The organism is Kribbella sp. NPDC026611 (assembly GCF_040638345.1).
Lineage (GTDB): Bacteria > Actinomycetota > Actinomycetes > Propionibacteriales > Kribbellaceae > Kribbella.
The window spans coordinates 816,187-836,880 of sequence record NZ_JBEZYC010000004.1; the positions used below are offsets into that span (position 1 = coordinate 816,187).

Consider the following 20,694-nt stretch of genomic DNA (forward strand, 5'->3'; position numbering starts at 1 on the left):
GGGCGGACCGCCTTTGCATGTTGCGGGGGGTGGCGAAGGAAGTACTCAAAGTCACCATCACCCAACTCACGGGTAACACACAAGACCCAGGTAAGAAATTCACCACCAGTTGCCACCCCCGGTAGCCCACGTTCAGTCGCCGCAGGAGGCCGGCCAGCCCCGGCGGAAGCGGCCAGCACCCACCGACGAGCCCGCCCCGGCCGGCAGATCCTCAGAGAAAGAAGGTAAGAGAGGGGCAATCAGAAAGTACGGGCTGAGCTCTCAGGGAAGAGATTGAAGAAAAGGCAAGGCAAAAGAAGAGATAGATTAGTGACTGGCTTCAGTGCCTGGCCGGAGGTTTTCTACACGAAACTACAACGACGGCTATTCAGGAAGTCCTGAGTCTGCGAGCCAGGACGAGAGTGATGAAAGACCAGAGCAAAGAACAGAAGAGAGGGCTATTCAGAAGTCTCGGCGAGGTTTGAGAGAAGAGATTGAAGAACAAGATCAAAGAAAAGAAGAGATTTAGAGTGGTGGCCGGCTCCGTGACCGACTGGGAGTTAGCCGCGTCAGTGTGTCAGAACGCACGTCGACGCAGGTCGGCGGTCGGCCCGTGTCTGCGGCTGGCTTCGAGGACTCGAAGACGCATCATCCCAACATCAGTCACCTTCAGAAATGGCGGGAGGACAAACCCGGCATCGAGTCCCGGGGGCCAGGGACCTTCGCTACCGACGACTTCGGTCTGCGGAATTGATATGTGCGGAGACGTAACGGGCTGATCGAGAACGACTACCACTCCCACGCGCTGATCGCGGCGACCGGTTACAGCCATTTCGGCGAGATCTTCGGTCAAACTCCACTGCCACTGGTACCCGAACCCACCGGGAAATTCACCATCTGTACGGCGGACACGAACGCCGCCACCAGCCCGGCCAGCGCCGGACCCGTCTCGCGGCTCGCCCGCCGCAGGCTGAACCCGACCGCCCCGGCTGCGAGCAGGCCGGTGGCCGCGGACGTCGGACCGTCGAAGAACCCATCAGGGACATGCGCGGCCACATTCTGAAGCTAAATGCGACCGAATGAGTTCACAGCTCCGCGAGGGCTGCGCCTATGGCGCGGTGGAAGGTGGGGTAGGCGAAGATCATTTGGCGGAGGGTGTGGACGGGTACGGCGGCGTGGACCGCGACCGCGAGTGCGCTGAGGACCTCGCCGCCGGTTGGGCCTGCGCTTGTTGCGCCGACCAGTACTCCGCGGTCTGCGTCCAGCACGAGCTTGATGAAGCCCTCGTTGCCGGCCTTGTGGATCCAGCCGCGGGTTGACGCCGGGATCTGCGTGAGTCCGGTCCGCACGTTCAGCCCGGCGTCCCGGGCCTGCTGCTCGGTCAGGCCGACCGCGCCGATCTCCGGGTCGGTGAACGTCACCCGCGGCATCGCGTGGTAGCTCGCGGTCGGCGCGTCCGGCTCCTGCAGGATGTCGCGGACCGCGATGTCGGCCTGGTACATCGCGTTGTGGGTGAACACGCCGACCCCGGTGACGTCGCCGATCGCCCAGACCCTGTCGCCGGCCCGGACGTGCTCGTCCACCTCGATCCGGCGGGCCTTCGGGTCCAGCCCGAGGTGCTCCAGCCCGAGATCGTCGGTGGCGATCCGCCGACCCGTTGCCACCAGCAACTTCTCGCCGGAGACGACCGCGCCGTCGGCCAGCGTCACGGTGAACGTGTCACCGGCGTACTCGACCTTGGTGGCGTGCGCGCCACGCCGGAACGTGACGCCGTCGCGCTCGAGCGCCTCGCGGGCCAGTATCCCGGCCTCCGGCTCCTCCATCGCGAGCACCTCGGGCGCACCCTCGATCACGGTCACATCCACGCCGAACCGCGCGAACACCTGGGTCAGCTCCATCCCGATCGCGCCGCCGCCGAGGACGAGCAGCGACGCCGGCAGCGTCTCCACCTCGATCGCCTCGCGGTTCGTCCAGAACGGCGTACCGGCGAGGCCGTCGATCGGCGGTACGGCGGGGATCGTGCCGGTCGCGATCACGATGCCCCGGGCCGCCTCGAACTCGCGGTCGCCGGCGCGGACCGTGCTCGGCCCGGTGATCGTCGCCTTGTCCTTGATGATCGTGGCGCCCTTGTTCACCAGGCGATCCACCGCGACCTTGTCGTTCCAGGTGTCGGTGGCCTCCTCGCGGATCCGCCGCGCGACCGGCGCCCAGTCCGGCTGGACCGTCGACGTACCGGCCATCCCCTCGACGCGGCGGGTCTCGGCGATCAGGTTGCCGGCCCGGATCATCATCTTGCTCGGGATGCACCCGTAGTACGGGCACTCGCCGCCGACCAGCCGGGACTCGATCCCGACCACCCGCAGCCCGGCCAGCGCCAGCCGGCCGGCGGTCTCCTCGCCGCCGACGCCCACTCCGACCACAACCACATCCACGTTCTCAGCCATGCGGACCAATCTCCCAGACGGCCCCAACCCGGCCAAGTCCTCACCCGGCGCGTCATCGCGCGGTAAGCAGCCGTTCACCGGTGACCACTACGGTCGAGGGCTCGGAGAAGTGGGGAGTCTTGTTCAGTTTCTCGAATTTCGGCAACATCAACCTCGAGACCGTCATCGCCGCCATCGCCCTGATCGGTACGGCGATCGCCTGGCTGGTCGACCGCTACATCCTCCGCCGCAAACGGCTGGTGTACCGGGTCCAGGTGGACGCGCGGATCGGCGTCTACCCGGGCGAGGAGAAGACCCAGCGGATGGTCGACGTCGAGGTCCGGCACCAGGGGGTGGTGGTCGAGGACCCGAGCATCGTGCTGCTCCGGCTGGACAACGCCGGCGGTATGGACATCGACCCGCACGACATGCACGAGAAGGTGTCGTTCGCGTTCCCGGACCGCAAGATCGTCGGGCTCCGGGTGACCGAGGCGCAGCCGCAGTCCCTCGGCGAGATGCTGCAGCGGCGGATGGTGCCGGCCAACTTCGTGGACACCAGCAAGCTGGTGCTGCCGCGGATCGCGATCAACCGCGGCGACCACTTCAAGTTCCTGCTCGTGCTGTCGGGGACGGGGAGAGGCGTCAGCCACTCCGGGTACCTGGCCGGCGGGTCGACCGGTGGCGGGGTGTACCACGAGCCGCGGCCGCGCGGCCCGGGCCGCCGTACGTTGATGTTCGGGGCGTTGTCGCTCGTGCTGGTCGGAGCGCTGGTCGCGCTGTTCCTGGTCGACGTACTGCAGCCGCCGGACGACTGCGAGTCCGGGCAGCTGCGGGTGATCGGGTCGACCGCGGTCGAGCCGACGATGCGGGAGCTGCGCTCGACGTACGCGACCGGGTGCTCGCGCGCGGACATCACGATCGCGGCCAACGGCAGCCGGGACGGCGTACGCGGTCTGAACGACCTCGGTGCGCAGGACCCGGCCGCCGCCGCGAAACAGATCGCGATGTCCGACGGGCCGGCCGAGAACGCGCCGAACCTGCACGGCGACGCGGTCGCGGTGGTGATGTTCGCGGTGGTCGTGAACAAGGCGGCCGACATCACCTCACTGACCACGAACCAGCTGCGCGACATCTACGGCGGCAAGCTCACCAACTGGAACCAGCTCGGCGGGAAGAACCTGCCGATCCGGATGGTCAGCCGGGTCGGGCCGACGTCCGGGTCGCGGCTGGTATTCCGCGAGAAGGTGCTGGCCGGCGATCAGGAGCTCGGCATCACGTCGGACGACTGCCGGACGGACGACGACGCAGCGGTGACGAAGTACCACCGGTGTGAGGTCGGTACGACGGAGGAGCTGCTGACCCGCGTCAACGGGATCGATGGGGCGATCGGGTACGCCGAGCTCGGCAGCGCGCGGAAGTACCCGGATCTCGCGGTCGTGACGATCGACAACGTCGTACCGGACACGTCCAAGGTCGCGGACCGCTCGTACCGATTCTGGGAGGTGGAGCACGCGTACACGTACAAGACCCCGGCGCAGGGCACGCTGACGGCGGCCTTCCTCGACTACGTCCGCTCGACCCAGGCCAAGCCGGTCCTGGAGCGCGGCGGGCTGGTTCCCTGCAGCGATCTACCGACGGGGTTCTGCGGTTAGTGTGCTGACATGTATGTGATCGCGCACCTCAGTGACCCTCATCTCGACGGCTCTGCGGAACCGCGGTCGCGATTGCGGCGGATCACGGCGTACCTGGCCGCTTACACCCGGCCGGTCGATGTGGTCCTCGTGACGGGCGACCTCGCCGACCACGGGCTCGCGGAGGAGTACGCCGAGGTCGCGCGCGAGCTCTCGCTGGACGTGCCGGTGCTGATGCTCCCCGGGAACCACGACGTCAGCTCGCCGTTGCGGGCGGGGTTGACGTCGTACGTCGACGCGCCCGGCGCTGACCACCCTGTGCATCAGGTGAGGGACGTTGGCGAGGCGCGCTTCGTGCTGGTGGACAGCACGGTCCCTGGTGAAGATCACGGTCTGCTCTCCGCGGAAACGCTCGACTGGCTGGAGAAAACCCTCAGCGACCCCCACGACGGCCCGCTGTTCCTGGCCATGCACCACCCGCCGCTCGACCTGCACCACCCGGTCATGGACCAGTGGAAACTCTTCGACCGCGAACCGCTCGCCGAGGTCCTCACCGGCAAACCGATCACCGCGATCCTCACCGGCCACGTCCACAACGCCGTCGTCACCACCTTCGCCGGTCACCAGGTCCTCGGCGCCCCCGGCATCCGCTCGACGGTCCCCCTCCCCTTCGAGCCACCCCTACCCACCGACTCCCCCGTCGACCCCACCGCCCACCCCGGCCTCGCCCTCCACGTCCACACCCCCACCGACCCCCTCCAAACCTTCTACCGCTTCCCCTGAACAACAATTCCCAGGCTGACAAGAGAAATTCAAGCTGTCATCCTGCGGGCATGACGAGTTATATCGGTTCCGGAACCTACTGTTACGCGAATTCACTGGCGATGGTGACGGGTGAATTCCCACCAGAAGCGATCGAGGTGCTGACCGGGTCCCCGTTCGGCATGCAGTTCGAGGACTCCGGCTTGGCGTTCTTCGATCCCCCCGGATGGAACCCGGACCTCGGACTGGACGCGGCCATCGAGCTGATGGGGTGGACCTGCGAGCGAAGCGAGGGCGGGACGCCGGGAGAGGCGTTGGAGCGGTTGCGGGCTGCCTGTGCGGACGGTCCGGTGCTGGTCGGGCCGGTGGACATCGGTCTGCTGACACACCAGCCGTGGGCGGCGGGTACGGCGATCGGTGGTGACCACTGGGTCGTCGTACTCGAGGTCGGCGACACCGTCGTCATGCACGACCCCGAAGGCTTCCCGTACGCCACCTTGCCGATCGACCAGTTCGTCCAGTCCTGGCGAGCAGAGAAGCTCGCCTGCGCCGGCCCGTACGTCCTCCGCACCGGCTTCCGCCGCCTCCGCGAGGTCGCCGTCGAGGACGCGCTCCGCGCCTCGATCCCGCGCGCGGTCGAGTGGCTCTCGAAGGACTCTGCCACCCACGCCCTCCGGCTGGCCGCACAGCTCGAGGACGGGATCGACGTCCAGCTGCTGCAAATGCTGGGCGGCTTCATCCTGCGCTCCGGTGCCCGCCGGCTGGATGACGCCGGCACCTGGCTGGAGCGGATCGGCGCCGAAGCGGCGGCCCGGATTTCCCGCGGGCAGGCGCGATTGCTCGGCCGGGCCCAATTCCCGCTGGTTCGTGGTGAATTGTTCGCCGCTGCGGAAATCATCCGCGAATTCGCGCCGGGTTATGCCCGGATGCACGCGACGCTGAAATGACGAACGGGCGCCCGGCCGGGCGCCCGTTCTGCTGCAGTGGTTGGTCAGAAGTTGATCATGTGGCCTTCGAGGCCGTGGAAGGCTTCTTGGAGGGCTTCGCTGAGGGTGGGGTGGGCGTGGACGTTGCGGGCCAGTTCCTTGGTGGTGAGGTCCCACTTCTGGGCCAGGGTGAGCTCGGGGAGGAGCTCGGTCACCTCCGGGCCGATCAGGTGGGCGCCGAGGAGCTCGCCGTACTTGGCGTCGCTGATCACCTTGACGAAGCCGGTCGGGTCGCCGAGGCCGTGCGCCTTGCCGTTCGCGGTGAACGGGAACTTGGCGACCTTGACGTCGAAGCCCTCCAGCCGGGCCTCTTCCTCGGTCCACCCGAAGCTGGCGATCTGCGGCTGGCAGAAGGTCGCCCGCGGGATCATCTTGTAGTCGAGCTCCATCGTCTCGTGCCCGGCGATGGTCTCGGCCGCGATCACGCCCATCGCCTCGGCCGCATGCGCGAGCATCAGCTTCGCGGTCACGTCGCCGATCGCGAAGATGTTCGGCACGTTGGTCCGGCAGAAGCCGTCGACGCCGATCGCGCCGCGCTCGGTCAGCTGGACGCCGATCTTGTCCAGGCCGTACCCGTCGACCCGCGGCTGGAACCCGATCGCCTGCATGACCTTGTCGGCCTCGATCGTCTTCTGCGCGCCGTCCTTACCGGTCACCGTGACCTTGACCGAGGCGCCGGAGTCGTCGATCGAGTCCACCCGGGTCCCGGTCAGGACGTCGACGCCGAGCTTCTTGTACGCCTTGGCGAGCTCCTTGGACACCTCGACGTCCTCGAGCGGTACGACGCGGTCGAGGAACTCGACGATCGTCACCTTCACGCCGTAGTTGGCCAGCACATACGCGAACTCGACGCCGATCGCGCCCGCGCCGGCGATCACGATCGAGCCCGGCAGCTCCTCGGTCAGGATCTGCTCCTCGTACGTCACCACCCGCTCGCTGAGCTGCGTGCCCGGCAGCAGCTTCGTGGTGGCGCCGGTGGCGACGATGCAGCTGCCGAACGTCACCGTCTCCGAGGAGCCGTCGTTCAGCGTGACGTCCAGGGTGTTGGCGTCGGTGAACGAGCCCCAGCCGTCGAACTCGGTGATGTTGTTCTTCTTCATCAGGAAGTGGACGCCCTTGACCCGGCCGTCCGCGACCTTCCGGCTGCGCTGCACCGCGGTCGGGAAGTCGAAGGTCACCTCGCCGCTGATGCCGAAGGTCTTCGCCTCCGTCCGGAAGATGTGCGACAGCTCCGCGTTGCGCAGCAGCGCCTTGGACGGGATGCAGCCCACGTTCAGGCAGACACCGCCCCAGTACTTCTTCTCGATGATGGCGGTCTTCAGCCCCAGCTGGGCGGCGCGGATCGCCGCGACGTACCCACCGGGACCTGCGCCGAGGACAACAACGTCAAAGTGCGAGGCCATGCCATGAACTTTAGTGGGTCGGTCCAGGCGCGCGGACAGGCCCGTCGACCACTGTGACCCCGCTCATGGTCACCGTGTGTAGAGAAGGGTTCCGTAAGGACCGTTCGCCGCCTACGCTGGCCTGGCGTGAGGCGAGCTGATATGGGGGAATGATGCATCTGGGGAGCCGCCGAGGGCTCAGGCTCGCGGCACTCGGCACGTTGCTGGCAGTGATAGCACTGCCGGCGTACGCCGATGACCCCACGCCGCCCACCACCACGGACCTGCCGCCGGCGTCCGTCACCGACGTGAACCGCTCGCTCGAGCAGCTCCAGGCCGAAGCCGCCCAGGTCCAGGCCGACTTCGCCAAGGCGACCATCGCCTACACGAACGCCCTCAAGCTGGCTCAGACCGCCGAGGCCGCCGCGAAGCAGGCGGAGGCGAACGCGACCGTGTCCAAGGGCAAGGCCGACGAGGAGCGCCGGCGACTGGGTGTGATCACCGCGCAGGCGTACCAGCTGGGCATCCCGACCGTCATGGGCACCGAGTCGATGCTCTGGTCGCTCGCCCCGGTCGCGGAGAACCTGCAGGAGATCGCCGACCGGCAGACGGCCATCCAGCAGCTCGGCAGCACCCAGGTGTCGCAGTACCAGACAGCCATGAACGCCGGCGCCGTCTCCGACAAGCTGAAGGCCGAGGCAGCAGCCAAACGAGCCGCCGCGAACGAGGCCGAGGCCAAGGCGCAGCAGCTCAGCAAGGACGTGCAGAAGAAGGCCGAGGCCGCTACGGCGATGATGGCGGACCAGACGGCCGACCTGGACGGCGCGTCTGAGCTGTCCAAGCAGATCCAGATCGCCCGTGTGCAGCAGGCGCGCAACCAGTGGCAGACCTACCTGGCCGAGCTGGCCGCCGCGAAGATCACTCCCCCGGCCGCTGCCCTGCTGAAGGACCCGTCGAAGCTCCCGGCCGGGCTCTCGGCGCTGACCAGCGGCGGCGTCGCCGTCCCAGGTGTCGCGGCCGTCGCCGTGGCCGGCGGCAAGACCCTCAAGGTCCTCTCGGCCGAAACGATCCGTGCGGTCAACCAGGCATTCCTCCTGGTCGGCAAGCCGTACGCCGTCGGCGGGACCGGCCCGGGCAGCTACGGCTGCCTGGGCGCAGCGCGGACCGCCTGGCTGCCGTACGTCACGCTCCCCAACGACGTCACCAAGGTCTACCCGGACTACCAGGCCGTCCCGGTGAACGACATCCAGCCCGGCGACCTCCTCGTGATGGGCAGCAACTCGCTCGGACTGGTCCACATCGGCATCGCGCTCGACGACAACCAGATGATCGCCGCGGACGAGTCCAAGGGCTCGGTCACGGTCACCCGCGTGCCCGACAACCTGTACGCCGCTCTCCGCCCGACGCTCGGCAAGCCGTCCACCCCGCAGGTCGCGCCGCAGCTGTCCGACGGCGCCGAGTCGTTCCGCTGCGGCAACACCGCGACGTCGTACAACGTCGGCTCGGGCGACTGGACCTGGCCGCTGCCGGACGGGACCTACGACATCGGTACGCCGTTCGGTCAGGCCGGGTCGATGTGGTCGACCGGCTACCACACCGGCCAGGACTTCCCCGCCGCCATCGGTACGCCGGTCCGCGCGGTGACGTCCGGCACCGTCCACATCGAGCACCCCGCCTGGGCCGGGAACCTGGTCCGTATCGACCACGGCAACGGGTTGGAGACGCTCTACGCACACCTGAGCCGGATCGACGCCACGGACGGGCAGCAGGTGACCGCTGGGCAGCAGATCGGCGCCGTCGGCCAGCAAGGCAACGCGACCGGCCCGCACCTGCACTTCGAGGTCCGCCTCGGCGGCGAGTCGGTCAACCCGATGCCGTTCCTCGCGACCGGTTCGGCCACCACTGGTTGGGGTGGCTACAGCAACGGCATGATCCCGTCCAACAAGCTGTGCAGCATCGGCACGGCCGGGCACATGCTCCGCTGCGACGCGTCCGCGGCGTACCAGCAGCTGTCGGCCGCCTACCGCTCCCAGTTCGGCAAGTCGCTGTGCATCACCGATTCCTACCGCTCGTACGCCTCCCAGGTCGATCTGTACCAGCGCAAGCCGTCCCTGGCCGCCCTCCCGGGTACGTCGAACCACGGCTGGGGTGTCGCGGTGGACCTGTGCGGCGGCGTCGACAAGTACGGCACGGCGCAGTACCAGTGGATGAAGTCCCACGCCGGGCACTTCGGCTGGGTGCACCCGGCCTGGGCCGACCAGGGCGGCAGCCGCGAGGAACCGTGGCACTGGGAGTTCGGCAAACCGGCCAGCACGTAGTCCTGGGTAGTCTGGGACCGTGGCCGAGCAGAGAAGCCCCGACCGCACTGATCACAACATCACCCTGGACGCTGAGGACGACCGGTGGGAGTGGCGGCGCCGGATCCGGGCGAACCCGAGGAAACACCTGATCTACCGCATCGGCGTGGGCGTCGTCGGTGGGCTGCTGCTGATCGCGGCACCGCTCACCGGCTGGTTGCCGGGCCCTGGCGGCATCCCCCTGTTCATCGCGGGTCTGGCCGTGCTGGCGAGCGAGTTCGAGTGGGCGCAGCGGGTGCTGTACCGGGTGAAGGACTGGGTGAAGGCACTCACCGCCTGGACCGGCAAGCAGCCCGCCTGGCTGAAGGCGCTCGGGACGTTCGCGCTGTTCGTGTGCGTGCTGGTCGCGATCTGGTTGTATATGGCCGTCCTGGGCGTGCCCGGCTGGCTGCCGGACTCGTGGGAGTCATTCCTCCACCAGCTCCCCCTCCTGCACTGAGTAGTTGGGGTAGTTGGGGTAGTTGGGGTAGTTGGGGTAGTTGGGTAGGTCAACCAGTTCGCTCAGGTTCTGCGCCATTTTGAGCATCTGGTGGAGGAAGAACGGCACGTTCAGGATCCGGTTCCGGGCCACGATGCCGAACCGGGTGGCCGGCGCCATGAACTGGCCGGAGCGCGAGCCGTCCTGCGCGGTCGAGACCGACTTGCGCAGCCGCGTCTCGTACCGGTCGAACGCGGTCCGGTAGTCGCCCCCGGCCGCGGCCAGCTCCCCCGCCAGGATGTACGCGCCGACGACCGCTGTCCCGGTGCCCAGTGCACCGAACGTCGCGCCGTACCCGGCGTCTCCGAGCAGGACGACGCGGCCGAGCGACCACTTGTCCACGTGCACCCGGCTGATCGAGTCGAAGTACAACTCCGTTGCTGCCGGCAACCCTTCGAGCAGCTCCGGGACGTGCCAGCCGAGGCCAGCGAAATGCTGGCGGATGATCGCCTTCTGCTGGTCCAGATTGCGCCGGTCGTACTTCAGCTCCGGCGACTTGAACACGAACAACGTTCCCGCCAGAGCCGGGTCGCGGCGGTCCACGCCGACGCTCGCGAGCTTGCCGGGCACGTTGTACATCAGCGTGTCTCCGGTCACCCCGAGCGTGTTCGGGACCTCCCAGCCGCCGACGTAGTACCCGAGATGGCGCTCGCGCACGCGCTCCGCCGGGAACGCGAGCCGACGCACCACCGAGTGCATCCCGTCCGCACCGACCACCAGGTCGTACGTCTGCTCGAGCCCGCTCTCGAACCGCACGTCCACGCCGTCCGCGTGCTCGTGCAGGCTCGCAATCGAGTCTCCGAAGCGGTACGTCGCCTCCGCGCGGCTGTGCTCGTACAGCACCCGGGACAGGTCTGCCCGCAGTACCTCCAGCTCGCCGCCCGCGAACTCGACCGGCAACCGCATCAGCTGCTTGCCCGACTCGTCCACGAACCGCATCGCGGTCCCGCCGGTCTGGACCGAGCGCAGCTCGTCCAGCACGCCCATCCGGCGCAGGACCGTCGTGAACACCTCGCCGCGGAAGTCCACGGCGTACCCACCCTTGCGCAGCGCCGGCGCGATCTCGACCACCGTCACCTCGTGCCCGGCGCGCCCCAGCCAGAGCGCCACCGACGGACCCGCCACACTCGCACCCGATACCAGAACCTTCATCGTCGCCTCCCGATCGATTAATTGTGTCCGCTGGACACAGTAAAGTGTATGGTAGACACAGTTCAAGCGATTTCGGAAGGACGCACCGATGACCGAACTGCTCTGGGGCAAGCAACCGCTCCCCAGCCGCGGCCCGAAGCCGGCTGTCACCCTGGCCGCCATCGCCGAGGTGGGGATCCGGATCGCCGACGCCGAGGGCCTGGATGCGGTCTCGATGCAGCGGATCGCCGCCGAGCTACCGGTGACGAAGATGGCCCTCTACCGGTACGTCCCGGGCAAGGCGGAGCTCGTCGCCGTGATGAGCGATCTCGCGATGGGCGCTCCGCCCCAGCGGCCCGCCGTACCGTGGCGCACGTCCCTGTACACGTGGGCGATGGATCTGTACGACGGATTCCTGCTCCACCCCTGGCTGCTGCAGTCGACCATCGGCCGCCGGCTGCTCGGGCCGAACGAGCTGGCCTGGATGGAGAGCGGGATCTCTGCGCTGGCCGGTTCCGGACTCACCGGCGGCGAGCAGTTCGACTCGATCCTGGTCATCACCAGCCACGTCCGGAACATCGCGCAGCAGTCGACGACATTCCCCGGCGCCACCACTGGGCTCACCGAGGACGACGTCAACCAGTCGCTGGCCGAGATCCTGCGCACGGAGGCGGCGCGCTTCCCGCATCTGACCGCTGCCCTGCAAACGCTCGCCGGCAGCGAGAACCAGGGCCTCGTGTTCGGCCTGCACCGGATCCTGGACGGCCTAGAACGACTGATTCAGGACCGCGGATAGGCGTGCCGCACGACATTGAAACGTTGTCGATAGGTGGACGCGGAGAGCCCGTAGTGCGACTTGAATCGGCGGGCGAAATAGTTCTGGTCGGGCCATCCGACAGCCTCCCCGATCCGGCTGATCGGCAGGTCCGTGTGCAACAACTGGTCGGCCGCGAGCTCGACCCGGTGCCGGGACAAGTAGGCCATCGGCGGCAGGCCGGTGACCGACTTGAACAGCCGCACCAAGTAGCCCGGCGCGAGGTGCAGCGCGGTGGCCAGATCCGTCAGCATCCACTGCCGGGCCGGATCGGCTTCCATCATCCGCATTGCGTCGAGGACAGCGGGGTGCGTCTGCTCGGTGCGTTCGTCACGCACAGCGACCGTCCGCGCGACGCAACTCAGGTACAGCGAAAGCCACCCGATGATCTCCCCGCGGTGCCGGCTGACCGGTTGGTCGCGGAGCTGACGCAGGCCCTCGAGGTGGCCGATCGCCTCGGCCAGCTCCGGTGGATCGAGGTGCGTGCCGAGCATGCCGCGGCGTTGCGCCGAGAACGGTCCGGTCCACAACAGGTAACCCAGTAAGGGATCCTCGCGCGCCCAGGCCAGTTCGCGCCGGACGAGATCGGCCGCGAAGCAGCAGTTGTAGACCTCGAGATCGGCGCAGTCCACGTACTCGTGCCAGACCCCCGGACGCAGCAGGATCGCGTCGCCGACCTCGAGCGGCTGCCGGCCCGCGAGGCTGTGATGGACCCCCGATCCGCCGATCACGAGCAGCACCTCGAAGAAACTGTGCGTGTGCAGCGGGTGCGACCTGGCATGGGTGTGCGGGCCGGCGTGCACGACCGTCCCTTCGACGAAGTGCAGCACGGTCCCTCGGGTCCTGACCGGCTCGCCGGTCCCTTCAGGCACAGCCTCACGATAGGGGTCGAGGTGCATTTCGTGCTAGACCGAGTGCACTTCGGGCTACCGTCGAGCCACCGTCGGTCGCAGGATCGGTGCACAGGCGAAACGTCCCGCCACCCCCTTCCATCCAGCTCGTCGCGTTTCGCCGGAACACCCAATGAATCGTTTCACTCGTCGGTTGGAGTCTCATGTCGAACCTCGCCGCACCCACCGCTCTCCGCTTCGAGCAGCGGCCCGCCCCCGTTGTCGGCGTGGGTACCGCGACACCCCGGATCTCCTGGCAGGTCCCGGCGGCCGACGCCGGCTATGCACAGTCGGCGTACGAGGTCGAGATCACCACCGGCCGCACCCAGGTCTTCACTGTGCAGTCGCCCGACCAGATCCTCGTACCCTGGCCGGCCGAGCCGCTGCGGTCGCGGGAGTCCGCACAGGTCCGGGTCCGGGTGCGCGGCATCGACAACTGGAGTGAGTGGAGCGAACCGGCCACGGTCGAGGCCGGGCTGCTCGCCGGCGACGACTGGTCCGCCCGCTTCGTCAGCCCGCGCGACAACGCGTACGGCTCCCCCGCACCGCTGATCGCCGGCACGGCTGACCTCCCCGGCGACATCGTGAAGGCGCGGCTCTACGCGACCGCCCATGGCGTCTACCTTCCCGAGCTGAACGGGCAGCGCGTCGGCACCGAGGAGCTCGCGCCCGGCTGGACGGCGTACCAGTTCCGCCTGCGCTACCAGACGTACGACGTGACCGACCTCGTCCAGCCGGGCGAGAACACGCTGGAGTTCCTGGTCGGCAACGGCTGGTACCGCGGCCGTCTCGGCTTCCAGGACCAGAAGGAGGTCTACGGGACGCGGCTCGCCGTCCTCGCCCAGCTCGAGGTCACCACCGCCGACGGATCCGTGCACACCTTCGGCACCGACGACAGCTGGACCTCCCGAGAGAGCGCCGTCCTGGCCGACGACCTGTACGACGGCCAGCGCACGGATCTCCGTCGGCAGCCGGGAGAGCGGTCCCCCGTGGAAGTCCTCGACGCCGACCTCGGCCTGCTCGTCGCACCCGACGGACCCCCGGTGCGGATCACCGACGTCCTGCCCGCGGTCGAGATCACCACCTCTCCAGCTGGTAAGACCCTCGTCGACTTCGGCCAGAACCTGGTCGGCCGCATCCGCCTCACGGTCCGCGGTGGGAACGCCGGCGACGAGATCGTGGTCCGGCACGCCGAGGTCCTGGAGAACGGCGAGCTCGGCGTCCGCCCGCTCCGCACCGCCAAGGCCACCGACTCCTACATCCTGGCCGGCTCCGACGAAGTCACCCTCGACTCGCCGCTCACCTTCCACGGCTTCCGGTACGTCGAGATCACCGGGGTCAACGCGCTCCAGAAGGAGGACCTCGAAGCCGTCGTCGTCGGCAGCGACCTGCAGCGCACCGGCTGGTTCGAGTCCTCGAACGAGCTGCTCAACCAGTTCCACTCCAACGTGGTCTGGGGCATGCGCGGCAACTTCCTCGACGTACCGACCGACTGCCCGCAGCGCGACGAGCGGCTCGGCTGGACCGGTGACATCCAGGTCTTCTCCCCCAGCGCCGGCTTCCTGTTCGACACGTCCGGTTTCCTCACCAACTGGCTCGCGGACCTCGCGGCCGAGCAGCAGAAGGACGGCTCGGTCCCGTACGTCATCCCCGACGTACTGCGGAACCCGGGTCCGGCCACGGCCGCTTGGGGTGACGCGGCAACGATCGTCCCGTGGGTCGTCTACACCAGCTCCGGCGACGCCGGCCTGCTGGCGAAGCAGCTGCCGAGCATGCGGGCCTGGGTGGACAGGATGGCCGACCTGGCCGGCGACGACCTGCTCTGGACCGGTGGGTTCCAGTTCGGCGACTGGCTCGACCCGACGGCCCCGCCGGAGAACCCGTTCCGCGCCAAGGCCGACCCCGACGTGATCGCCACCGCGCACCTGGCTCGCTCGGCCGAGGTCGTCGCCAAGGCCGCCGAGGTCACCGGCCAGACCGACCTCGCCCGCGACTACGCCGAGCTGGCCGACCGCGTCCGGCAGGCCTTCGCCACCGAGTACGCGACCGACGGCGGCCGGGTATTGAGCGACGCGGCAACGACCTACGCCCTCGCGCTGCAGTGGGCGTTGCTGCCGACCGACATCCAGCGACAGCGCGCCGGCGAACGCCTGGCCGACCTCGTCCGTACGTCGGGCTTCCGGATCAGCACCGGTTTCGTCGGCACGCCGCTGATGGCCGACGCGCTGGCCGATTCCGGACATCCTGACCTGGCCTACCGGCTCCTGCTGCAGACAGGCTGCCCCTCTTGGCTGTACGCAGTGACGATGGGAGCCACGACGGTCTGGGAACGCTGGGACAGCATGCTGCCCGACGGCAGCATCAACCCTGGCCAGATGACGTCGTTCAACCACTACGCCCTCGGCGCCGTCGCCGACTGGATGCACCGCCGGGTCGCGGGGCTCGCGCCTGCCGAGCCGGGCTACCGGGTCATCGACGTACGACCGCTCTACACCGAGCAGCTCACGACCGCCTCCGCCAAGCACCTCACGCCGTACGGCGAAGCAGCCGTCGCATGGACCCGCTCGGACGGACAGGTCCAGCTGAGCGTCACCGTGCCGGTCGGCTCGCGGGCGCGGGTCGAAGTACCCGGTGAAGGCGAGGTCGAGGTCGAGCACGGCACGCACGAGTGGACCGGCACCGACCCGTACGCCGAGGCACCCGCGCTGCCCGCCGAGGCCAGCATCCGCCAACTGATGGACCACGAGCCGACCTGGACCGCGCTGGCGAGCGCGGCTGTGGCGAACGGCATCGTCGCCGACGACGCCGACCTCGCCGCCCGGCTCGAGCGCTACCTCGACCAGCCGGCCACCGGCTTGGTCGACGCGGTCAGCCCCCGCGGCTTCACCCCGAGCGCCGAGGCGCTGAAGGCCACCCTCGACACCCTTCTCAACAGCTGACCCAATACCCAACCACACCGCCCCGCCGCCGTGAACACATCCCCTTGGAGGTCGCGATGACGTTCCGCCCAGCAGCCAGCGGACTGGCCGTTCTGGCCGTCTGCTCGCTCGCTCTGACCGCGTGCAGCGCGGGCAGCCTCGGTTCCAGCTCGGACTCGGGCGGTGGCTCGGTCGAGCTCACGTACCTGACCACGAACCAGGACCAGGACGTGAAGGAAGCCGAGCAACTGGCCAAGGACTTCCACGCCAAGAACGCGAACATCACCGTCAAGGTAGAGACCCGGCCGGGTGGCACCGAGGGTGACAACATCGTCAAGACCCGGCTCTCGACCGGGGACATGCCCGAGGTGTTCAACTACAACACCGGGTCACTGTTCCAGGCGATCGCGCCGCAGAAGAACCTGGTCTCGCTCAACGACCAGCCGTACATCGGCGACCTGGACGACAACTTCAAGAAGACCGTGACCGCCGACGGCCAGGTGTACGGCGTCCCGGTCGGCGGCTTCCAGGGCGGCGCGGTGCTGTACAGCATCCCGGTGTACCAGAAGCTGGGCCTCAAGGTCCCGACGACGTGGGCCGAGTTCATGGCCAACAACGCCAAGATCAAGGCCGGCGACCCGGGCGTCGCGCCGGTGATCCAGACGTACGGCGAGACCTGGACGTCGCAGCTGTTCGTCCTCGGCGACTTCCACAACGTCGCCGCGGCCGAGCCGGACTTCGCCGACAAGTACACCCAGAACCAGGCGAAGTACGCGACCTCGCCGGCGGCGCTCAAGGGGTTCGAGCACACCGAGGCGGTGCACGACGCCGGCTACGAGAACAAGGACTTCGCCTCGGCGAAGCTGCCGGACGGGCTCAAGATGCTTGCCACCGGCAAGGGTGCGCACTACCCGATCCTGTCCGGCGTGGTGGCGAACATGGTCGCGACCTACCCGGACGCGGCCAAGACCGTCGGCCTGTTCGCGCTGCCTGGTGACGACGCGAGCAAGAACGGCCTGACGGTGTGGACGCCGGGCGGGATCTACATCCCGAAGACGACCACCGGCGACAAGCTGGACGCGGCCAAGAAGTTCGCCGCCTTCGTCGCCAGCCCGGACGGCTGCAAGTCGCAGAACACCGCCGGAGCACCGACCGGTCCGTACGCCGTCAAGGGCTGCGAGCTGCCGGCCGACGTACCGCAGGCGATCAAGGACATGCAGCCGTACCTCGACAAGGAGGGCGCGTCCAGCCTGGCGCTGGAGTTCCTGTCGCCGGTCAAGGGCCCGTCGCTCGAGCAGATCACGGTCGAGGTCGGGTCGGGGATCCGGAAGGCCAAGGACGGCGCCGCCCGGTACGACGAGGATGTGAAGAAGCAGGCCCAACAGCTCGGACTGGCGGGCTGGTGAGGTCCGTGGCGATCACGTCCACCCGCCCGGAAGCACCCGCCACGGCGCGCACCGCGGACAAGGCGGGTGCCAAGGTCTACAAGCCGTACTCGAACTGGTTCTACCTGCCGACCGCCGTCATCTACGGCGTGCTGTTCCTGGTCCCGACCTTCGCCTCGCTCTACTTCAGCCTGACCCGCTGGAGCCTGTTCGAGTCGAAGTTCATCGGGCTGGACAACTTCAAGCTGTTCTTCCAGGAGCCGGCGCTGGTCAAGGGCTTCACGAACACACTGATCTACGCCGTGGTCACGTCGGGGTCGAAGGTGGTGCTCGGGCTGCTGCTCGCGGTCCTGCTCACCTCGCAGATCATCGCCCGCGGCTACCTCCGGTCGGTGGTGTTCTTCCCGGTGCTGGTCTCGACGATCGGCGTCGGCCTGACCTTCACCGTGCTGATGAACCCGGAGAAGGGCCTGATCAACGAGTCGCTCGGGCTGCTCGGGATCACCGGACCGGGCTGGCTCACCGACCCGAAATGGGCGCTGCTGTCGGTGGCCGCGGTCGACGTCTGGAAGGGCGTCGGCCTGGCCACGCTGATCTACATCGCCGGGATCGTGTCGATCCCGCGCGAGTACATGGAGGCGGCCCGGGTGGACGGCGCCGGGTCGTGGCAGCAGTTCTGGCAGATCGTGCTGCCGCTGTCCCGGCCGGCCACGGTGACAGTGATCATCCTGTCGCTGATCGGCGGGCTGCGCTCGTTCGACCTGATCTGGGCGATGACCCGCGGCGGGCCCGGGTTCACCTCGGACGTGATCGCGTCGGTGATCTACAAGCAGTACCAGGCCGGGTTCTACGGCCTGTCGACGGCCGGGAACGTGATCCTGTTCGTCGTCGTCACCGCGGTCATCCTGCCGCTGTCATGGTTCCTGAACCGGAAGGAGGTGGACCTGTGAGTACGGCGGAGCTCGTCGACCACCGGCCCGGCCGGAAGTGGATCCTGAGCACGGTCGCGATCCTGGTCTCGATCGTGGTGTTCGTCATCCCGTTCGCGTTCATCGTGCTGACCGCGGTCAAGGACCGGACCCAGTCGGCCGACCTCAGCTTCTCCTGGCCGCACCAGTTCCGGTTCGTGCAGAACTTCGTCGAGGTGGTCCAGGCCCGCGACTACATGCTGGTGATCGCGTTCATCAACAGCACGATCCTGACCGTCGCCAGCGTCACCGGGATGGTGGTGCTGGCGGCGATGGCAGGCTTCGTGCTGCAGCGCCGGAAGAGCCGGTGGAACGGCTTCATCAACTTCCTGGTGCTGGCCGGGCTGATCATCCCGCCGGCCGTGGTGCCGACGATCTGGGTGCTGCAGAAATTCGGGCTGTTCCGGACGATGCCGGGGCTGATCCTGATCGAGATCGCGTACGGGTTGTCGTTCTGCATCCTGCTGTTCCGCGCGTTCGTGGCGACGATCCCGCGGGAGCTCGACGAGGCCGCGATCATCGACGGCGCCGGACCGTTGCGGCTGTTCTTCCAGGTCGTGTTCCCGCTGCTGAGATCGGTGATCGTCACGGTCGTGGTGGTCCAGTCGGTGAACGTCTTCAACGACTTCGTCAACCCGCTGTACTTCCTGCCCGGCGACAAGAACGCGACCGTTCAGCTCACGCTGTACAACTTCTCCAGCCAGTTCACGACGCAGTACAACCTGCTGTTCATGGACATCCTGCTGATCACGATCCCGCCGCTGATCATGTTCCTGTTCTTCAACCGGCAGATCGTGGCCGGCCTCACCTCCGGGGCCGTCAAAGGCTGACCTTCTGGACGATCACGGCGGCCTGGGCGGCGTCCTTCTCACCGGGGAACGCCGTCCGGGTCAGCGTGGCGACCTCGGTGAACCCGGTGTTCGTCAGCAGGTCCAGCACGTCGGGCACCGCGTACGAGTACACCTCCAGATCGAGCTCGTGGCCGTACGCCTGCGCCAGGTGCCGGACGCCGCCGCCGACCTTGAACCCGTGGAGCAGGTGGCCGCCGGGCCGCAGCACGCGGAAGAGCTCGGCGAACACGGCAGGCAGGTCCTCCCCCGGCGTGTGCACCAGCGAGTACCACGCGAGCGCACCGGCCAGCTCGCCGTCCTTCAGCTCCAGGTCGAACAACGACGCCACCTCGAACCGAAGGTCCGGATACTCCGCACGCGCCACCTCGATCATCCCGGGCGTCAGATCGACGCCGAACACGTCGAGCCCACGCTGAGCCAGATCGATCGTGATCCGGCCCGTGCCACACCCGAGATCACCAACCGGACCAGGGCCGACGACCGCCGCGAAGTAGTCCAGCGCACCCCGCTCGAAGGGGTCCCGGTGGTGGTAGTCCTTCAGGATCGCGTGATAGTCGGCGGCAGCGGCGTTGTAAGACCCTTGGATGTCGTTCACGCGAGGACTCTAGGGAGCCGCTCCGACAGTTTCCGGAAGTCGTCGAGGGAGTTGTAGGCGTGGGCGGAGAGGCGGATGAACTTGCGGTTGCCGTAGCCGGTGAAGGTGATTTCGGCGTGCAGCTCCTGGGAGATCCGGGTCTTGAGGGCCTCGGCGACGGTCAGGTCGACCGACGCGGGGAGCTCGACCAGGCGCATCGTCGCGGGCGGGTGGATGACGTCGGCGACGCCGGTGTGCAGGGCCTTGGCAACGAGTCCGGCGCCTTCTTCGATCAGCGTGGTGAGCTGCGGGCGGCGGGTCGGCCAGTCGAGGTCGGCGAGGACGCGCAGGGACTCGGGCGCGGCGATCCACGGGACGTAGTCGTACGTCCCCTGCATGTCGAAGCGCTCGGGGAGGCGCTCGTCGTACTCCGACCACGAGACGATCAGCGGCATCGTCGCCCGGCGCCACCGCTCGGCGACCACCAGACCGGCGGTCGCGCGCGGGGAGGCGGGCCACTTGTGGAAGTTGCCGGTCCAGAAGTCGGCGCCAGCGGAGGCGGGAGCGTCGATCAGACCGGGCGCGTGGGCGCCGTCCACGACGACGGCGACGTTGCGCTCGTGGGCAGCGGTGACGAGGGCGTCGATCGGGAAGACCTTCGCCGTACCCGACGTGATCTGGTCGACGATCAGGACCGACGCGCCGTCGAGCTCAGCGGCCATCAGCGCGACCACGGTGTCGTCGTCGGCCTCCAACGGGATGCTGACATTGAGCACGGTGGCGCCGCGGGCCGTCGCGAAGCGCTCGGCGGCATACCGGACCGCTCCGTACGCATGGTCGGTCAGCACCAGCCGGCTGCCGGCCGGGATCGGGAGCGTGGCGAGCGCGGCGGTGACCCCGGCGCTGGCGTTCGGGACCAGGGCGAAGCCGGCCGGGTCAGTCTCCAGGTACGCCGCCAGCGCCAGCCGGCTCGCGGTCAGCTGGTCGGCGACCGAGCGGAACCAGGCCATCGGGTTCGCATCCATCTCGGCCCGGAGCGCGGCCATCACCTCCTGCGTCCGGCGCGGCACGGCGCCGTACGAGCCGTGGTTGAGGTGGAGGACGTCCGGGTCGAGGGTCCACAGGTCGGGGCGGGGGCTGAGTACCGTCACCACCCGAACGCTAC

At 68.3% G+C, this 20,694-nt stretch carries 17 protein-coding genes; 10 read left to right on the plus strand and 7 right to left on the minus strand.

Features of this window, described 5'->3' with window-relative positions; genetic code table 11:
- Positions 1-828: 828 nt before the first annotated feature.
- Both AB0E69_RS21130 and AB0E69_RS21135 read right to left on the minus strand, forming a co-directional pair.
- Entirely contained in the window at positions 829-1,035 is a 207-nt protein-coding gene (locus AB0E69_RS21130) for an energy-coupling factor ABC transporter permease (protein ID WP_360148260.1), read from the minus strand.
- A 29-nt stretch (positions 1,036-1,064) separates the two neighbouring features.
- Positions 1,065-2,423, minus strand: a complete 1,359-nt coding sequence (locus AB0E69_RS21135) for an NAD(P)/FAD-dependent oxidoreductase (RefSeq protein WP_360148263.1) — start codon at positions 2,421-2,423, stop codon at positions 1,065-1,067.
- An 80-nt stretch (positions 2,424-2,503) separates the two neighbouring features.
- Here AB0E69_RS21135 and AB0E69_RS21140 point away from each other — a divergent pair, with 80 nt between their 5' ends.
- The 3 genes from AB0E69_RS21140 (at position 2,504) to AB0E69_RS21150 (ending at position 5,742) form a co-directional block, all read left to right on the plus strand.
- Positions 2,504-4,054 carry a substrate-binding domain-containing protein gene (locus AB0E69_RS21140; protein ID WP_360148266.1) on the plus strand — a complete coding sequence of 517 codons (1,551 nt, stop codon included), beginning with the start codon at positions 2,504-2,506 and terminating at the stop codon, positions 4,052-4,054.
- 9 nt (positions 4,055-4,063) lie between these two features.
- A complete protein-coding gene (locus tag AB0E69_RS21145) occupies positions 4,064-4,816 on the plus strand; it encodes a metallophosphoesterase (RefSeq protein WP_360148269.1) in 753 nt (250 codons plus the stop codon).
- Positions 4,817-4,920: 104 nt separating this feature from the next.
- Positions 4,921-5,742, plus strand: coding sequence for a hypothetical protein (locus AB0E69_RS21150; protein WP_360148272.1), 822 nt, complete (start codon positions 4,921-4,923; stop codon positions 5,740-5,742).
- Between the two features lie 44 nt (positions 5,743-5,786).
- Here AB0E69_RS21150 and lpdA read toward each other — a convergent pair whose 3' ends face one another.
- Positions 5,787-7,184, minus strand: a complete 1,398-nt coding sequence (lpdA, locus tag AB0E69_RS21155) for a dihydrolipoyl dehydrogenase (RefSeq protein WP_360148275.1) — start codon at positions 7,182-7,184, stop codon at positions 5,787-5,789.
- Between the two features lie 209 nt (positions 7,185-7,393).
- Between lpdA and AB0E69_RS21160 the strand changes: the two genes are divergently transcribed.
- Both AB0E69_RS21160 and AB0E69_RS21165 read left to right on the plus strand, forming a co-directional pair.
- On the plus strand, positions 7,394-9,481 hold the full coding sequence (locus tag AB0E69_RS21160; RefSeq protein ID WP_360148278.1) for a peptidoglycan DD-metalloendopeptidase family protein: 2,088 nt from the start codon (positions 7,394-7,396) through the stop codon (positions 9,479-9,481).
- 19 nt (positions 9,482-9,500) lie between these two features.
- Positions 9,501-9,959: a PGPGW domain-containing protein gene (locus AB0E69_RS21165; protein ID WP_360148281.1), complete on the plus strand. Its 459-nt coding sequence runs from the start codon at positions 9,501-9,503 to the stop codon at positions 9,957-9,959.
- Here the strand turns inward: AB0E69_RS21165 and AB0E69_RS21170 are convergent.
- Positions 9,927-11,150, minus strand: a complete 1,224-nt coding sequence (locus tag AB0E69_RS21170; protein ID WP_360148284.1) for an FAD-dependent monooxygenase — start codon at positions 11,148-11,150, stop codon at positions 9,927-9,929. The genes AB0E69_RS21165 and AB0E69_RS21170 overlap by 33 nt on opposite strands.
- Positions 11,151-11,238: 88 nt before the next feature.
- On the opposite strand from AB0E69_RS21170, the gene AB0E69_RS21175 reads away from it, so the two are divergent.
- Positions 11,239-11,925 carry a TetR/AcrR family transcriptional regulator gene (locus tag AB0E69_RS21175; RefSeq protein ID WP_360148287.1) on the plus strand — a complete coding sequence of 229 codons (687 nt, stop codon included), beginning with the start codon at positions 11,239-11,241 and terminating at the stop codon, positions 11,923-11,925.
- Here the strand turns inward: AB0E69_RS21175 and AB0E69_RS21180 are convergent.
- Positions 11,910-12,815, minus strand: a complete 906-nt coding sequence (locus AB0E69_RS21180) for an AraC family transcriptional regulator (RefSeq protein WP_360148290.1) — start codon at positions 12,813-12,815, stop codon at positions 11,910-11,912. The genes AB0E69_RS21175 and AB0E69_RS21180 overlap by 16 nt on opposite strands.
- A gap of 182 nt (positions 12,816-12,997) precedes the next feature.
- On the opposite strand from AB0E69_RS21180, the gene AB0E69_RS21185 reads away from it, so the two are divergent.
- From AB0E69_RS21185 to AB0E69_RS21200, 4 genes are read left to right on the plus strand one after another with little or no spacing between them, the layout of a single operon-like run.
- Complete coding sequence (locus AB0E69_RS21185) at positions 12,998-15,772, plus strand: family 78 glycoside hydrolase catalytic domain (protein ID WP_360148293.1); 2,775 nt, start codon at positions 12,998-13,000, stop codon at positions 15,770-15,772.
- Between the two features lie 56 nt (positions 15,773-15,828).
- Complete coding sequence (locus AB0E69_RS21190; RefSeq protein WP_360148296.1) at positions 15,829-17,157, plus strand: extracellular solute-binding protein; 1,329 nt, start codon at positions 15,829-15,831, stop codon at positions 17,155-17,157.
- 5 nt (positions 17,158-17,162) lie between these two features.
- On the plus strand, positions 17,163-18,086 hold the full coding sequence (locus AB0E69_RS21195) for a sugar ABC transporter permease (RefSeq protein ID WP_360148299.1): 924 nt from the start codon (positions 17,163-17,165) through the stop codon (positions 18,084-18,086).
- On the plus strand, positions 18,083-18,934 hold the full coding sequence (locus tag AB0E69_RS21200; protein WP_360148302.1) for a carbohydrate ABC transporter permease: 852 nt from the start codon (positions 18,083-18,085) through the stop codon (positions 18,932-18,934). The genes AB0E69_RS21195 and AB0E69_RS21200 overlap by 4 nt, the downstream gene beginning before the upstream one ends.
- On the opposite strand, the gene AB0E69_RS21205 is transcribed toward AB0E69_RS21200, so the two are convergent.
- Positions 18,924-19,550: a class I SAM-dependent methyltransferase gene (locus tag AB0E69_RS21205; RefSeq protein WP_360148305.1), complete on the minus strand. Its 627-nt coding sequence runs from the start codon at positions 19,548-19,550 to the stop codon at positions 18,924-18,926. The genes AB0E69_RS21200 and AB0E69_RS21205 overlap by 11 nt on opposite strands.
- On the minus strand, positions 19,547-20,680 hold the full coding sequence (locus tag AB0E69_RS21210) for an aminotransferase class V-fold PLP-dependent enzyme (RefSeq protein ID WP_360148308.1): 1,134 nt from the start codon (positions 20,678-20,680) through the stop codon (positions 19,547-19,549). Before AB0E69_RS21210 ends, AB0E69_RS21205 begins: the two co-directional genes overlap by 4 nt.
- Positions 20,681-20,694 lie beyond the last annotated feature (14 nt).